The following is a 14677-nucleotide window of genomic DNA, read 5'->3' on the forward strand; positions in this document are numbered from 1 at the left end:
GGTCATCCCTTGGGTTACGGCAGCGTTTTAACCAGTATTGGCTGGCCTTTCTGCTGCTTCTTAATCAGTCTTTTGGTTCGATCAATCACATCGCCTACTAACTGGCCACAGGCTGCATCGATATCATCGCCCCGGGTTTTCCGTACCATAACAGTAAAACCGTGTTGTTGTAACACCTTGTTAAAACGGTCAATCCGCGAGTTGCTCGATCTTTTATAAGGTGAGCCTGGATACGGATTAAACGGGATCAGATTAATCTTTGCCGGCGTATCTTGCAATGCCTGCGCTAGCTCATGCGCCTGTTCCATACTATCGTTAACGCCGTCGAGCATAACATACTCTACTGTGACCTTATCATTGGCCTTAGAGTTCTCGACATATCGGCGCGAAGCCGCTAAAAACTGCTCCATCGGGTATTTTTTATTCACCGGGACCAGTTCATCACGCAGGGCATTATTAGGCGCGTGCAATGAAATAGCCAGAGCCACATCAATTCGCTCACGCAACAGGTCCAGTGCCGGCACCACACCAGAGGTACTTAAAGTAACCCGGCGCTTGGACAATCCAAACCCGTAATCTTCCAGCATCAGCTCCATTGCCGGAACTACGTTGTTCAGGTTTAACAAGGGCTCGCCCATGCCCATCATCACCACGTTGGTAACAGGCTTTTCACCGGTATCACCGTAACTGCCAATAATCTGTGCTACCCGCCACACCTGGCCGATAATTTCACTGACGCTAAGATTTCGGTTAAACCCCTGCTGCGCTGTCGAGCAAAAGGTACAATCCAGGGCACAACCCACTTGTGAAGATACACACAGCGTGCGCCGGTCTTTTTCCGGGATCCAGACAGTTTCCACTTCCTGGCCACCGGCTAAGCCCATCACAAATTTGATGGTACCGTCGGTGCTGTCTTGCCGGGTCACCACCACGGGTGCCGCTATCACAGCTATTGTTTTTAACTTATCGCGCAATGTTTTATTGATATTGGTCATTTTGTCGAAGTCATCAACGCAGTAGTGGTAAATCCATTTCATTACCTGATCGGCACGAAATGGTTTTTCACCTAATGACACAAAAAATTCCTGCATTTGTGGACGGGTAAAATCTAACAAATTTACCTGATTTACCGGCTTGTTCATACCCTGATGACTCCTGCTGACACCTATCAATAACTCACTATTACCGCTTTATATATCCAAAGAATTTCGAAAGACGATGGATAAAGGCAGAAAAGGGGCTGACGCCCCCTTTCCTTTTAGCTTACACAGCTAACACCTACCCGATATTAACGGGTACGGCTGCACAGTTCAGCTTCAGTGAAGAAAAACGCAATTTCACGTGCCGCAGATGCTGCTGCATCAGAGCCGTGTACCGCGTTTTCGTCAATGCTGTCTGCATAATCAGCACGTAAAGTACCGGCTAATGCATCTTTCGGGTTAGTAGCACCCATAATTTCACGGTTCTTACGCACAGCGTCTTCACCCTCTAATACCTGAACCATTACCGGGCCAGACGTCATGAAGCTTACCAGCGCTTTAAAAAATGGACGCTCTTTGTGCTCGCCGTAGAAACCTTCAGCTTGTTCCTGGCTTAAGTGTAGCATTTTAGAAGCAACAATCTTAAGGCCGGCAGATTCAAAACGGTGATAGATAGCACCGATCAGGTTCTTTGCTACAGCGTCGGGTTTAACGATTGAAAAAGTACGTTCTAAGGCCATGTCAGGCTCCTGCAATTAAAGGGTTAAAATTTTAAGGCGGCAAATTATACGCTAATTACCAAAAAAAACATACCGTGCCAATCATTTCACCCTAGTGACCTTCACTGACCATATTAACGGTATACTTCGGAATTTCCACCACCAGATCTTCGTCGGCAATCCGGGCCTGACAACCCAGGCGCGACTCGGGCTCCAGGCCCCAGGCTTTATCAAGCATATCGTCTTCCAGCTCATCGCTTTCGTTCAACGAGAAAAAACCTTCACGGACAATGACATGGCAGGTTGTGCAGGCACAGGACTTTTCACAGGCATGCTCAATAGCTATGCCATTTTTTAATGCGACATCCAGCACCGTGTCACCCACGCTGGCGTCCAGCGCGGCACCTTGCGGGCATAATTCAGCATGGGGTAAAAATACTATCTTTGGCATGGTTAAACCTCGTCGACTTTATGGCCCTGCAAGGCCTGCCGGATTGATTGATCCATACGCCGGGCAGCAAAGTCATCTGTTAAAGTGTTGGTATGTTCAATGGCGGCTTTTATTGCTGCCGTATCGTCTTGCTGCCGCACTTCGGCTAATGTTGCCAGCGCTGCATTAATGTCGGCTAATTCGTCAGCGTCAAGCAGGGCACCGTCATGTTGTACTGCGGCAGTAACGGCTTCAAGCACCCGGTCAGCTTCTACCTGTTGTTCACGCAGCAGTCGCCGTTGCATGTCCTGCCGGGCATGCTGCATTGAACCACTGATCATCCCGGCTACCTGCTCATCCGTTAAACCATAAGACGGCTTAACCTGAATACCTGCAGCAACGCCGGTTGACTTCTCTTCTGCGCTGACGCTGAGCAAGCCGTCGGCATCAACCTGAAAGGTTACCCGGATATGCGCACCACCAGCTGGCATCGGCGGAATTCCACGTAATTCAAAACGTGCCAGTGAGCGACAGTCTTCAACCAATTCGCGCTCACCTTGCAACACGTGAATAGCCATCGCGGTCTGACCGTCTTTAAAAGTAGTAAATTCCTGAGCGCGACTTACCGGGATCACGGTATTGCGTGGTATCACTTTCTCAGTCAGGCCGCCCATGGTTTCCAGACCCAGCGACAAAGGAATAACATCCAGTAGCAAGGTCTCGTGTTCAGCTTTATTGCCCACCAGCACGTTAGCCTGAATAGCGGCGCCCAGCGCTACGACTTTATCCGGGTCAATGGAGGTCAATGGCTCTGAGGCAAAAAACTGACCTACTTCGCTGCGTACCAGTGGTACCCGGGTAGAGCCGCCCACCATCACAACATTAGCCACTTCATCCGGGGTTAAACCGGCATCACGTAATACCTGACGGCAACTGCGAATGGTTTTTTTCACCAACGGGCCAGCAAGCTGCTCAAATTTATCACGGCTAAGGCTGCCTGATACCTGCTGATTATCTGCACTAAAAGCGTAATCAGCTTCAGCGCTGTCGGTTAGCTGTTCTTTTAAGTTACGGGCAACGGTTAAATACTGGCGTCTGGCAGTATGGCTTAATGTTTGCTGACCACTTTGTTGCTGCATCCAGCCAACGATAGTCTGGTCAAAATCATCTCCACCCAGCGCAGAATCACCGCCGGTGGCCAGTACTTCAAACACACCGCGCTTAAGGCGTAAAATAGAAATATCGAAGGTGCCACCGCCTAAATCGTAAACGGCGATGATCCCTTCCTGGCCAGAGTCGAGGCCATAAGCCAGCGCCGCAGCGGTTGGCTCGTTTAACAGTCGCAGAACAGTAAGACCGGCCAGTTTAGCCGCATCTTTAGTGGCCTGGCGCTGGGCATCGTCAAAATAGGCCGGCACGGTAATGACTACGCCATTCAGTTCACCGCCCAGTACCTGGCTGGCAGTATCCGCCAGGGTGGCCAGAATTTCAGCAGAAACTTCTACCGGGTTTTTCACCCCATCGCGGGTGTCAACGGCAGCCAGACCGCCCTGGTCGACTAACTGATAGGGTAATAACTCTGCCAGCGGTTGGGTTTCGGCATAGCCTTTGCCCATCAGGCGTTTAATGGAGAATATGGTGTTGCTGGCATCTTCTGCTGCAGACGCAACAGCCTGCTGGCCAACCTCGGTTTTAGCCGGACCATAGCGCACCACCGATGGGATCATATCACTGCCATCGGCATTGCTTAGAGTACTTGCCTGGCCGCTGCGAACCGCTGCAACTAAAGAATTGGTAGTACCTAAATCGATACCCGCTGCCAGTTTATGATGGTGGGGCGCGGCACTCTGGCCGGGCTCTGCAATCTGTAATAACGCCATAGCTTAATTTAGTCTTGTAATTGCTGTTCTATTAACTCCAGCTCGTGCTGCAGTTTAAAGAAAAATTTGAGTTTACGCACCAGTTCCGCTGCCTGCTGGTTTTGCTCAGCCGTGTTGGCTTCCAATGTTGCGGCCAGTTCCTTTAACAACACTTTGCGCTGCTGCTGCAACTGCTGTTCTACCGCCATAATGGCGTTGTCAGGGTCGACGCTACTGCTAATCTCTTCCAGCTGCTCTCGCAGTTCCATCTGCTGCATTAAAAACACCGGATCGGTAAAACTGCGCTGCTCGTGGCTTATTTTTAAACCACGCAGCGCCAGTAAATGTTCCGCACGCAGCAGCGGTTGCTTCAGGCTATGGTAGGCATCATTAATGTTAGCGGTTTGCTGCACCGACATTAAGCGGTCACGATGAGATGCGGCCGCGTGTTTGTCGGGATGAAATTTGCGCTGCAAAGCCAGATAACGAGAGCCTAATTCAGTTAAGTCCAGCTCAAAGGTTGCTGGCAAATCAAACAACTGAAAATAATTCATGCAATATTGGCCTTACAGCAGTCGGAGTTATTAAACGGTAAAGCTTTCGCCGCAGCCACATTCGCCATTAACATTCGGATTGTTAAACTGAAAACCTTCGTTCAGGCCTTCTTTAACAAAATCCAGTTGGGTGCCATCGATATACACCAGGCTTTTGCCATCAACAATCAGTTTCAGACCGTGCTCTTCAAATACCTGATCATCATCATGCAGCTCATCGACAAACTCCAGCACATAAGCCAGGCCGGAGCAGCCAGTGGTTTTTACGCCAACCCGCAAGCCCAAACCTTTGCCACGATTTTGCAGAAAGTTTTGCACTCTTTCAGCTGCCGCTGTGGTCATCGATATTGCCATACCGTGTTAACTCCCGCGCTTTTGCTTATAATCGGCAATCGCCGCCTTAATGGCATCTTCTGCCAGAATAGAGCAGTGAATTTTTACCGGAGGCAACGCCAGTTCATGTGCGATGTCGGTATTTTTAATCTGCTGAGCTTCATCCAGGCTTTTACCTTTAACCCACTCTGTTACCAGTGAGCTTGAGGCGATAGCGCTGCCGCAGCCATAGGTTTTAAACTTTGCATCTTCAATAATGCCCTGCTCATTCACTTTAATTTGCAGTTTCATTACGTCACCACAAGCCGGTGCACCAACCATACCCGTTGCAATGCTAGGGTCGTCTTTGGCGAAAGAACCCACATTCCGTGGATTTTCATAATGATCGATTACTTTGTTACTGTAAGCCATGATCTGTTACCTCGTTGGGCCGGATGGCGCTTAGTGCGCTACCCATGCCACAGTGTTTAAATCAATACCGTCTTTGAACATGTCCCATAACGGTGACATTTCACGTAGTTTATCAATCGCCTGGTGGACGATTTTAATGGTATGGTCAATTTGCGCTTCAGTAGTAAACCGGCCAATACTAAAACGGATAGAACTGTGAGCCAGCTCGTCATTTAAGCCCAGCGCCCGCAATACATAGGAAGGCTCTAAACTGGCCGACGTACAGGCTGAACCTGACGATACCGCAATGTCTTTTAACGCCATTATCAGCGATTCGCCTTCAACGAAATTAAAGCTGATATTGGTAATACCCGGCACTCGTGGGGCGCTGTCACCATTTAAGTACACTTGCTCAATATCTTTAATGCCATCCCATAGGCGATCACGCAGTGTAGTAATACGTTCACGCTCAGCCGCCATTTCTTCCTTGGCTAACCGGAATGCCTCACCCATAGCCGCGATTTGGTGCGGCGCCAGGGTGCCTGAACGCATACCACGTTCATGGCCACCACCATGGGTTTGTGCTTCTAAACGGATACGCGGTTTGCGACGCACATATAACGCGCCAATCCCTTTAGGGCCATAGGTTTTGTGGCCGGAGAACGACATTAAGTCGACTTTAAGACTTTGCAGATCGATATCCACTTTACCGGTAGCCTGAGCCGCGTCGACATGAAATACAATGCCTTTACTACGGCACAGTTCACCAATGGCCGCAATATCCTGAATAACGCCAATTTCGTTATTCACAAACATAATACTTACGACGGAAGTTTCCGGACGCATGGCCGCTTCTAACTTGGTAAGATCAACCAGACCATTACTTTCGACTTCAAGATACGTCACTTCAAAACCTTCACGCTCAAGCTGACGCATGGTGTCAAGTACCGCTTTATGTTCGGTTTTGGCAGTAATTAAATGCTTACCCTTTTTCTTGTAAAACTGAGCTGCGCCTTTAATGGCCAGATTATTTGATTCGGTAGCGCCAGAGGTAAACACAATTTCACGCGGATCAGCGTTAACCAGTTCTGCGATCTGGCTACGGGCTATTTCCACAGACTCTTCTGCTTGCCAGCCAAACCGGTGCGAACGTGAGGCAGGGTTACCAAACTCGCCATCCATCGTCAGGTATTGCATCATTTTTTCGGCCACACGCGGATCAACCGGGGTGGTCGCCGCATAGTCCAGATAAATAGGTAGCTTCATTGTTGGCTCCGTATTGCGCTTACAGCTGGCAACTGACTTTAATATCAGTTGCAGGATTTTTAACGTTGCGACTATTCTGCCGCTGTGCAATCGTTTGCACATCTTGCTGGCTAACCAAAGCTGCCAGGCTGATATTGGTCAGAAAGTCTTCTATTCGATGACTTAAATCATGCCACAAGGTGTGAGTCAGACACTTAGCACCGCTCTGGCAATCAGATTTACCCTGACAGCGCGTGGCGTCTACTGACTCGTCTACTGCCGCAATGACAGCGGAGATAGAAATAGCCTCAGGAGCCAGACCCAACTGGTAACCACCACCCGGACCACGCACACTGCTGACTAAACCCTGTTTACGCAAGCGAGCGAATAATTGTTCAAGATAAGATAACGAAATACCCTGCCGCTCAGAAATATCGGCCAGCGGCACCGGACCTTGTCCAGCGTGCAATGCCACGTCAAGCATGGCAGTAACGGCATAGCGACCTTTCGAGGTTAGTCTCATATCAAGCTCCCTGACTACATAGGCGCTATTGTACAATCCTGACTGTTTTAGTCAAGTATATATCCTAGTAACCTGGTCAGGTATTACGTAACACGATGCGGCTAGATACCGGGATCAAAGGCTTCAACTTCTTTGCGACGCTGCTCTGCAGCATGCTGTTCAGCCCGCTTAAAATCTTCTTCCGGCAAATCCAGTTCGGGCATTTCAGCACAAACGTTGCCCCCCAGGCTGTTAACACTGCTGCACAGCTCGGCCACTTTGTTATCCAGCAGATGAATATGGTCCAGCAAGGTACCAATTGCACTGGCGACCGGATCAGGGTTTTCAGCAGAAACAGCATAGGCATCAAAGCCAAACTTCTTCGCCAGATGTTGGCGCTGTTCGCTCACTTTTGCTGCGACCTTGGCGACGACTCGTCCCGGAATGCCCACCACGGTCGCCCCGGCCGGTACGTCCCGCACGACCACGGCATTTGAGCCAATACGGGCATTTTCGCCAACCAGTAACGGCCCCAGCACTTTAGCGCCAGCACCAATTACTACGCCGTTAGCCAGCGTAGGATGGCGCTTACCCGGGTTCCAACTGGTACCGCCCAGTGTCACCCCATGATACAGCGTGCAGTCATCACCAATTTCAGCCGTTTCGCCAATCACCACGCCCATACCATGGTCAATAAAAAAACGCCGGCCAATCTTCGCGCCCGGATGAATTTCCACCCCGGTGAGCCAGCGGGCAATTGTACTTAAAAAGCGGGCCAGCCATTTAAGGTTTGCCCGCCACAGTTTATGGTTGAGCCGGTGCCACCAGATGGCATGCAACCCCGGGTAGTTAGTCAGTACCTCAAAGGTACTGCGTGCCGCCGGATCCCGGTCAAACACACTTTTTATATCTTCTCTGATACCCGCGAACATCGCCTTACTCCTTCTGAGTATTGCTATCAACCTTTTCCAGACGCTGCATTGAGGTTAAAATGCCCCGCAGAATGTTGTATTCAGCCTCTTCTGGCCGGGCCCGGTTAAACAACCGCTTTAATTTGGTCATCACCACACCCGGGTGCTGTTTAATGATAAATCCGGTGTGCTGCAACGCCGTTTCCAGATGCTGATAAAAATTTTCCATTTGCTCTGAACTCGGATAGGCTGCTAACTCGGTATCGGTAGGTACGGGCTCATGCTCCAGGTAGGCCATTCTTAGCTCATAGCAAACAATTTGCACTGCCATTGCCAGATTCAGTGAGCTGTACTGTGGGTTAGCCGCAATACAGACATGGTAATGACACAGCTGTAGCTCTTCATTACTAAGGCCACTGGATTCCCGGCCAAACACTACAGCCACCGGCTTGTCACTCTGGGCAATGGCGAGCTTGGCACATTGCCGCGGATCCAGCATTGGCCAGCTCAATGTGCGGGAGCGGGCACTACTACCAACCACTAATGCACAGTCAGCCACGGCTTCAGCCAGCGTCTCAAAGGTCTTGGCCGCGGCCAGGATCTCACTGGCGCCGGCTGCCAACGCATAAGCCTGGCCATCCGGGACAGTTTTTGGTGCCACCAGACATAGCTGCGACAGGCCCATGGTTTTCATCGCCCGTGCAACCGAGCCTATATTGCCAGTATGAGTCGTTCCTACCAGCACCACTTTTATATTGTCTAAGGCAGACACCACATTACTGTCCATACGGAAAACCCGATAACACTTCATCGAAAAGGCTGGCATTCTAGCATAGGCCTTGCCATTTGTTGATTGAAATTTAGCAGTCTGGCCATCTAAATGCGCCAACTGCCCCTTGTCGATAATCACTGCAATTACGCGACTGCTTTGCTAAACTAGCGCGACTTTTAACAAAGAGAGCCTGAAGATGAAAACACTTAGCAAAGTTATAACGTTATCAGCAATACTCTTGGCCCTGCCGGTACTGGCAGATAGCAACACCGATGCATTGCAACAAGCGGCAGACCATCATGTTCGCAGCGAACAAAACAAAAACCGTGACCAATACCGTAACCCGGTGCAAACTCTGGCATTTTTTGAAGTGACCCCCAAAAGCACTGTGGTGGAAATATCTCCCGGCGGTGGTTGGTACACTGAAATTCTGGCCCCGTTACTGGCAGCCCATGGTAAATATTATGCTGCGCATTTTCCTGCCGATAGCAGTTCCGATTATTACAAAAGAAACCTGGCAGCCTTTAAAGAAAAGCTTGCCGCTAATCCCATCTACAGTCGGGTAGAACTGACCGCGTTTGCCCCTGGCAACAGCAGTGACATTGCGCCAGCCGGCAGTGCTGATGTCGTGTTGACCTTTCGGAACCTGCATAACTGGTATGGTCAGGGTGGTGACGAGGGTATGGTAGCCATTTTTAAAGATTTTTATAAAGCGTTAAAGCCGGGTGGTGTGCTGGGAGTGGTTGAGCACCGTTTACCTGCGGAAAAAGCGAACGGTGAATGGACCAGAAGTGGATATTTTCCGCAGCAGCTGACCATCACTCTGGCCGAACAGGCAGGTTTTGTACTGGAAGATAGCAGCGAGATAAATGCGAATCCCAAAGACAACGCTGATCACCCAAAAGGCGTGTGGACACTGCCACCAGTAATGCGGCTTGGTGAAGAAGACAAAGCGAAATATCAGGCGATTGGTGAGAGCGATCGTATGACCTTAAAATTTCGTAAACCTGTAGCACAATAGAAAACGGAAACCCCGATGAAAGTATTGGTAATCGGCGGCGGCGGCCGCGAACATGCTCTGGCCTGGAAAGCCGCGCAATCTCCTCTGGTTAGTCAGGTATTCGTGGCTCCTGGCAATGCTGGCACAGCACTGGAAACAAACCTGCACAATGTCGACATTGCTGCCGATGATGTGCCGGCGTTACTGGCATTTGCTACTGAGCAACATATTCAGCTCACTATCGTTGGCCCGGAAGCGCCACTGGCAAAAGGGGTAGTTGATGTGTTTCGCGAAAAGGGTATGGCTATTTTTGGCCCAACTCAGGCGGCGGCACAACTGGAAAGCTCAAAAGCGTTTGCCAAAGACTTTCTGGCACGACACCACATCCCCACCGCCGCTTACCAAAACTTCACCGAAGTTGCCCCAGCCAAGGCTTTTGTTAAGCAATTGGGCATGCCCATTGTGATTAAAGCCGACGGCCTCGCCGCCGGCAAAGGGGTAATTATTGCTCAGACAGAAGCCGAAGCATTTGCGGCTATTGACGATATGCTGTCCGGTAACAAGTTTGGCGACGCAGGTAGCCGGGTTGTCGTTGAAGAGTTTTTACATGGCGAAGAAGCTTCCTTTATTGTGATGGTCGATGGCGAACATGCACTGGCATTTGCCTCATCGCAGGATCACAAAGCGCGGGATAACGGCGACAAAGGCCCTAATACCGGCGGTATGGGAGCATATTCTCCAGCACCAGTGGTAACGCCTGCCGTGCATGATTGGGTAATGCAGCAAGTTATTTACCCCACAGTTCGCGGCATGGCCGCAGAGGGTAATGTGTTTACCGGCTTTTTGTATGCAGGCCTGATGATTGCGCCGGATGGTTCTGCCAAGGTACTGGAATTTAACTGCCGGTTTGGCGATCCGGAAACGCAGCCTATTATGCTGCGACTGGAATCTGATCTGGTTGCGTTATGCCAGGCAGCGGTTACTGGCAAGCTGGACCAAATCAGCATCAGGTTCACGGAGCAGGCTGCCGTGGGTGTGGTGCTGGCAGCAGGTGGATACCCGGATAGCTACGCCAAAGGCATTGAAATTAAAGGCTTAGATGGCATTGATACCAGCAACGCCAAAGTATTTCATGCCGGTACGGCGCTTGTAGATGATAAAGTACTGACTAACGGTGGCCGGGTACTGTGTGCTACAGCCCTGGGCGCAAATGTTAGTGACGCGCAGCAGGCAGCTTATGAGCTTGCCAGCCATATCAGCTGGGACGGTATGTTTTACCGCAGCGACATTGGTTATCGTGCGGTTGCCCGTGAACAAAAAAAATAAGGCGAAAGCATGCGCGTCGTAATGTTAATACCGCTATTGGCGGTGCTGCTTAGCCTTGGTGCTTGCAGCAAATCAGAACCATTAAGCTGCGATGGGACATATCAACCCATTGCGCTTATTCAGGGCAAGTCAGATCAAAGCCCGTTACTGGGTCAGCAAGTCGTGACTCGCGGCGTGGTTATTGCCAGCGTTTACCCTGACTCACCGCTGCCTGGTCTGATGCTGCAAAGCCTTAACGCTGATGCTGATCCGCTTACCTCTGAGGGCCTGTTCATTCAGCTGGCTGAGCCAGGTGAATATCAGCAGGGTGAGTTGCTGTTGTTACAGGGAACCGTTGCTGAGATAAACGACTTAACCTCACTAACCGACCTGAGCCATATCTCACGCTGTGCCAGCGGGCAGCAACTGAGCAGCACCGTCGTCAGCTTACCACTGAGCGAAGAGCTGAACATGGAAGCACTGGAAGGTATGTGGGTGCATTTCCCACAGGATCTGATAGTAACCGACAGCTATCAACTAGGCCGCTATGGTGAGCTGATATTGGCGGATCAGCGCTTAATCGTGCCGACAGAAATTAAATTGCCAGGTACCGAGGCAAATCAATATGACCAGCAGCAACAGCGTCGTATGCTGGTGCTGGACGATGGTCGCTGGCAGGAAAACCCAGAGCCGACGCCGTATCCGCCACGTGGTTTAACCGCCAACAACAGTTTGCGCTTAGGTGACACCGTACGCGGTGTCAGTGGTTTTCTGTTTCAGGATGAGCGGGGTTACCGACTAATTCCGACCAGCACGCCGGAATTTATCAGTACTAACCCACGCCCTGCTGCACCTTTGCCAAAACACCCCGCTGACTTACGGGTAGCGGTGTTTAACGTGCTGAATTTTTTTACCGGTCATGGTCAGGCAGAGCCGTTCCCTACCCGCCGCGGTGCCCGCACCCCGGCAGATTTAGCCCGTCAGCAAGCGAAATTGATTAGTGCTCTATCTACTATGGATGCCGACATTATTGGTCTGCTGGAGCTGGAAAATAACGGTTACGGCAGTGGTAGTGCCATTGCTACGCTGGTGGCGGCCTTAAATAACGTTGTTGCTGAACCTTACGCCATCGTTGAAACGGCTGAGACACCTGGCACTGATGCCATCAAAGTTGCGCTTATTTACCGGCCATCAGCAATCAGCGAAGCGGGCGGAGCGGCTACCCAAACTGCAGCACCCTTCACCCGTTTGAACCGGGCACCTGTTGCTCAGACCTTCCAGCACCTTGCCAGTGGTAACAAGCTGACCGTCGCGGTGAACCATTTTAAATCTAAAGGAAGTTGCCCGCGCAATGATAGCCCGCAGTATGAGCTCCAGGCAGATCAGAACGATGGCCAGGCATGCTGGAACGCAGCCCGGGTTGAGGCAAGCAAAGCCCTGACCCAGTGGCTGGCGACCAACCCAACCGGCACCTCCAGCGCGCATCAGTTAATTATGGGAGATTTAAATGCCTACCGTATGGAAGATCCGGTGCGGGCCCTGGAACAAGCCGGGTGGCAGTATTTACATGATCCACAACACTCCGGGTTTTCTTACGCCTTTCGTGGTCGCAGTGGCTCCCTTGACCATGCTCTGGCAAGTCCGGAGCTGGCTGGCTATTTACACACAATTGAACACTGGTCAATCAATGCCGCTGAACCCGTGTTGCTCGATTATAGCAGCCGCTATAAATCGGCAGAAGCACAACAGCGGCTGTACGGTGCTACGCCTTACCGATCTTCAGATCATGACCCGGTTATTGTAACGTTCCGCTTTCAATAAACCAGATAACGGTTGCAGCCGGTAGCGGTGTTGCTTTATGGTAACTCCAGAATTTTTTACCGGCGCAGCCTATGTCTCATAAAAACCCGATCATTGCGATCACCGGCTCCTCTGGCGCCGGCACTACCACGACGACAATCGCCTTTCAGCATATATTCCGCACATTGGGCATTGATGCCGCGTTTGTTGAAGGCGATTGTTTTCATCGCTTCAGCCGGCCAGAAATGGATCTGGCGGTGCGCAAAGCCAAAGAACAAGGACGCTACATCAGTTATTTTGGGGCTGAAGCCAACGATTTTGGCGCGTTAGAAACTTTTTTTGCCAGTTACGCTGAAACGGGTACCGGCCGTATTCGACATTACCTGCATACCTTCGATGAAGCCGTGCCTTATAACCAGTTGCCCGGCACCTTTACCCCATGGCAGGACTTGCGTGCTAACACCGACTTACTGTTTTATGAGGGTTTGCATGGCGGCGCGGTTACCGAGCAGCATAACGTCGCGCAACATGTCGATTTACTGATAGGTATGGTGCCGATAGTCAACCTGGAATGGATCCAGAAAATCATCCGCGACACCTCTGAGCGTGGCCATAGCCGGGAGGCAGTGCAGGCCAGTATCGTGCGCAGTATGGATGACTACATTAATCATATTACACCACAGTTTTCCCGGACCCATATTAACTTTCAGCGAGTGCCGACCGTAGATACTTCAAACCCCTTTAGTGCCAAAGATATTCCTTCGCTGGACGAAAGCTTTGTGGTGATCCGTTTTCGCGGCATTAAACACGTTGATTTTCCGTATTATCTAAGAATGATTCACGGTTCTTTTATGTCGCGGGTCAATACCCTGGTAGTGCCGGGAGGTAAGATGGGACTGGCGATGGAGCTGATTTTAACCCCGTTGATTGAAGCGATAATTCAAAAACGACGCCAGGCCAGAGGCCAGGCAGACTGGTTAGGTAAATAACCGGTTTACCTGGCAGGCTGCCATGGCCTGGCCGTGCTTTGCATTATTTCATTTCAGGCAAGTTACGGCCGTAGAAAATTTCCCTGATTTCTTTAAATACTTTCTTACTGATCAGTTTCTGCTCATCTGCAGTCATACTGTCGGTGCCCATGCCGAACAGATAATTGTTTAAGTCAGCCTCTTTTAACATCATCTTGGTATGAAACAGGTTTTCCTGATAAACATTCACGTCAATCATCTGAAACGCCTGCTTGGTATCCACTTCCATAAAATTCTGGATAGAGCTGATCGGATGATCGATATAATGCTTGGTACCACTGATATCGCGGGTAAAACCACGCACCCGGTAGTCAATGGTTACCACGTCTGACTCAAAACTATGGATCAAAAAATTCAGTGCTTTTAACGGTGAAATAATGCCACAGGTAGACACTTCAATATCCGCTCTGAAGGTACAGATACCGTCGTGCGGATGAACTTCCGGATAGGTGTGAACGCAAATATGGCTTTTATCCAGATGCGCCACCACAGCTTCCGGCAGCGGCCCGGGATTCTCTGAATTATCAGGATCAACCAGAACTGGCTCTTCGCTGACCAGTATCGTGACACTGGCGCCCTGCGGATCATAATCCTGACGGGCAATATTAAGCACATTAGCACCAATGATATCAACCACTTCAGTTAATATATCTGTCAGACGATCAGCATTATATTGCTCGTCAATATATTCAATATATTCCTGACGATGCTGCTCGGTCTTGGCATAACAAATATCATATAAGCTAAAACTTAAGCTTTTAGTCAGGTTGTTAAACCCATGCAGTTTCAATTTTTCGAAAGGCTTTACCAATTTCTGCGCTCTCCACTACAGCTTTCGCTGTATTGTTT

At 50.2% G+C, this 14677-nt stretch carries 16 protein-coding genes; 4 read left to right on the top strand and 12 right to left on the bottom strand.

The genetic code is table 11. From position 1 onward, the window contains the following. Positions 1-14: 14 nt before the first annotated feature. The 11 genes from B2X65_RS13545 to trmJ all read right to left on the bottom strand — a co-directional run bounded on the left by B2X65_RS13545 (position 15) and on the right by trmJ (position 8710). Positions 15-1142, bottom strand: a complete 1128-nt coding sequence (locus tag B2X65_RS13545; RefSeq protein ID WP_290613377.1) for a bifunctional tRNA (adenosine(37)-C2)-methyltransferase TrmG/ribosomal RNA large subunit methyltransferase RlmN — start codon at positions 1140-1142, stop codon at positions 15-17. A 146-nt stretch (positions 1143-1288) separates the two neighbouring features. Next, a complete protein-coding gene (ndk, locus tag B2X65_RS13550) occupies positions 1289-1720 on the bottom strand; it encodes a nucleoside-diphosphate kinase (RefSeq protein WP_290613379.1) in 432 nt (143 codons plus the stop codon). A 91-nt stretch (positions 1721-1811) separates the two neighbouring features. Continuing rightward, the gene (gene fdx, locus B2X65_RS13555) at positions 1812-2150 is read right to left on the bottom strand and encodes an ISC system 2Fe-2S type ferredoxin (protein WP_290613381.1); all 339 of its coding nucleotides are present in this window, start codon (positions 2148-2150) and stop codon (positions 1812-1814) included. 2 nt (positions 2151-2152) lie between these two features. Continuing rightward, a complete protein-coding gene (gene hscA, locus B2X65_RS13560; protein ID WP_290613383.1) occupies positions 2153-4009 on the bottom strand; it encodes a Fe-S protein assembly chaperone HscA in 1857 nt (618 codons plus the stop codon). An 8-nt stretch (positions 4010-4017) separates the two neighbouring features. Beyond that, a complete protein-coding gene (gene hscB, locus B2X65_RS13565; RefSeq protein ID WP_290613385.1) occupies positions 4018-4542 on the bottom strand; it encodes a co-chaperone HscB in 525 nt (174 codons plus the stop codon). A gap of 30 nt (positions 4543-4572) precedes the next feature. Next, positions 4573-4896, bottom strand: a complete 324-nt coding sequence (iscA, locus tag B2X65_RS13570; RefSeq protein WP_290613387.1) for an iron-sulfur cluster assembly protein IscA — start codon at positions 4894-4896, stop codon at positions 4573-4575. Positions 4897-4902: 6 nt separating this feature from the next. Next, the gene (gene iscU, locus B2X65_RS13575; RefSeq protein WP_290613389.1) at positions 4903-5286 is read right to left on the bottom strand and encodes a Fe-S cluster assembly scaffold IscU; all 384 of its coding nucleotides are present in this window, start codon (positions 5284-5286) and stop codon (positions 4903-4905) included. 30 nt (positions 5287-5316) lie between these two features. Continuing rightward, on the bottom strand, positions 5317-6531 hold the full coding sequence (locus B2X65_RS13580) for an IscS subfamily cysteine desulfurase (RefSeq protein WP_290613391.1): 1215 nt from the start codon (positions 6529-6531) through the stop codon (positions 5317-5319). Positions 6532-6550: 19 nt separating this feature from the next. Next, positions 6551-7033, bottom strand: a complete 483-nt coding sequence (gene iscR / locus B2X65_RS13585; RefSeq protein WP_290613393.1) for a Fe-S cluster assembly transcriptional regulator IscR — start codon at positions 7031-7033, stop codon at positions 6551-6553. Between the two features lie 101 nt (positions 7034-7134). Continuing rightward, complete coding sequence (cysE, locus tag B2X65_RS13590) at positions 7135-7944, bottom strand: serine O-acetyltransferase (RefSeq protein ID WP_290613395.1); 810 nt, start codon at positions 7942-7944, stop codon at positions 7135-7137. A gap of 4 nt (positions 7945-7948) precedes the next feature. Then, complete coding sequence (gene trmJ, locus B2X65_RS13595) at positions 7949-8710, bottom strand: tRNA (cytosine(32)/uridine(32)-2'-O)-methyltransferase TrmJ (protein WP_290613397.1); 762 nt, start codon at positions 8708-8710, stop codon at positions 7949-7951. A gap of 181 nt (positions 8711-8891) precedes the next feature. Here trmJ and B2X65_RS13600 point away from each other — a divergent pair, with 181 nt between their 5' ends. From B2X65_RS13600 to B2X65_RS13615, 4 genes are all read left to right on the top strand, one after another. Further along, positions 8892-9716, top strand: a complete 825-nt coding sequence (locus tag B2X65_RS13600; RefSeq protein WP_290613398.1) for a class I SAM-dependent methyltransferase — start codon at positions 8892-8894, stop codon at positions 9714-9716. A gap of 15 nt (positions 9717-9731) precedes the next feature. After that, positions 9732-11021 (top strand): phosphoribosylamine--glycine ligase, encoded by a 1290-nt coding sequence (gene purD / locus B2X65_RS13605; RefSeq protein ID WP_290613400.1) that lies wholly within the window; start codon positions 9732-9734, stop codon positions 11019-11021. A gap of 9 nt (positions 11022-11030) precedes the next feature. After that, positions 11031-12821 (top strand): ExeM/NucH family extracellular endonuclease, encoded by a 1791-nt coding sequence (locus B2X65_RS13610; protein WP_290613402.1) that lies wholly within the window; start codon positions 11031-11033, stop codon positions 12819-12821. Between the two features lie 71 nt (positions 12822-12892). Then, positions 12893-13789, top strand: coding sequence for a phosphoribulokinase (locus B2X65_RS13615; RefSeq protein WP_290613404.1), 897 nt, complete (start codon positions 12893-12895; stop codon positions 13787-13789). Between the two features lie 43 nt (positions 13790-13832). Here the strand turns inward: B2X65_RS13615 and speD are convergent, their stop codons facing one another. Beyond that, positions 13833-14639: an adenosylmethionine decarboxylase gene (gene speD, locus B2X65_RS13620; protein WP_290613406.1), complete on the bottom strand. Its 807-nt coding sequence runs from the start codon at positions 14637-14639 to the stop codon at positions 13833-13835. Positions 14640-14677: the final 38 nt, after the last annotated feature.

It is taken from the genome of Arsukibacterium sp. UBA3155 (genome assembly GCA_002364615.1).
Classification (GTDB): domain Bacteria; phylum Pseudomonadota; class Gammaproteobacteria; order Enterobacterales; family Alteromonadaceae; genus Alishewanella.

Coding starts and splice junctions, on each gene's coding strand:
- B2X65_RS13545 (WP_290613377.1), bottom strand. CDS start 1,142: ATGAACAAGCCGGTAAATCAGGTAAATTTGTTAGATTTTACCCGTCCA.
- ndk (WP_290613379.1), bottom strand. CDS start 1,720: ATGGCCTTAGAACGTACTTTTTCAATCGTTAAACCCGACGCTGTAGCA.
- fdx (WP_290613381.1), bottom strand. CDS start 2,150: ATGCCAAAGATAGTATTTTTACCCCATGCTGAATTATGCCCGCAAGGT.
- hscA (WP_290613383.1), bottom strand. CDS start 4,009: ATGGCGTTATTACAGATTGCAGAGCCCGGCCAGAGTGCCGCGCCCCAC.
- hscB (WP_290613385.1), bottom strand. CDS start 4,542: ATGAATTATTTTCAGTTGTTTGATTTGCCAGCAACCTTTGAGCTGGAC.
- iscA (WP_290613387.1), bottom strand. CDS start 4,896: ATGGCAATATCGATGACCACAGCGGCAGCTGAAAGAGTGCAAAACTTT.
- iscU (WP_290613389.1), bottom strand. CDS start 5,286: ATGGCTTACAGTAACAAAGTAATCGATCATTATGAAAATCCACGGAAT.
- B2X65_RS13580 (WP_290613391.1), bottom strand. CDS start 6,531: ATGAAGCTACCTATTTATCTGGACTATGCGGCGACCACCCCGGTTGAT.
- iscR (WP_290613393.1), bottom strand. CDS start 7,033: ATGAGACTAACCTCGAAAGGTCGCTATGCCGTTACTGCCATGCTTGAC.
- cysE (WP_290613395.1), bottom strand. CDS start 7,944: ATGTTCGCGGGTATCAGAGAAGATATAAAAAGTGTGTTTGACCGGGAT.
- trmJ (WP_290613397.1), bottom strand. CDS start 8,710: ATGGACAGTAATGTGGTGTCTGCCTTAGACAATATAAAAGTGGTGCTG.
- B2X65_RS13600 (WP_290613398.1), top strand. CDS start 8,892: ATGAAAACACTTAGCAAAGTTATAACGTTATCAGCAATACTCTTGGCC.
- purD (WP_290613400.1), top strand. CDS start 9,732: ATGAAAGTATTGGTAATCGGCGGCGGCGGCCGCGAACATGCTCTGGCC.
- B2X65_RS13610 (WP_290613402.1), top strand. CDS start 11,031: ATGCGCGTCGTAATGTTAATACCGCTATTGGCGGTGCTGCTTAGCCTT.
- B2X65_RS13615 (WP_290613404.1), top strand. CDS start 12,893: ATGTCTCATAAAAACCCGATCATTGCGATCACCGGCTCCTCTGGCGCC.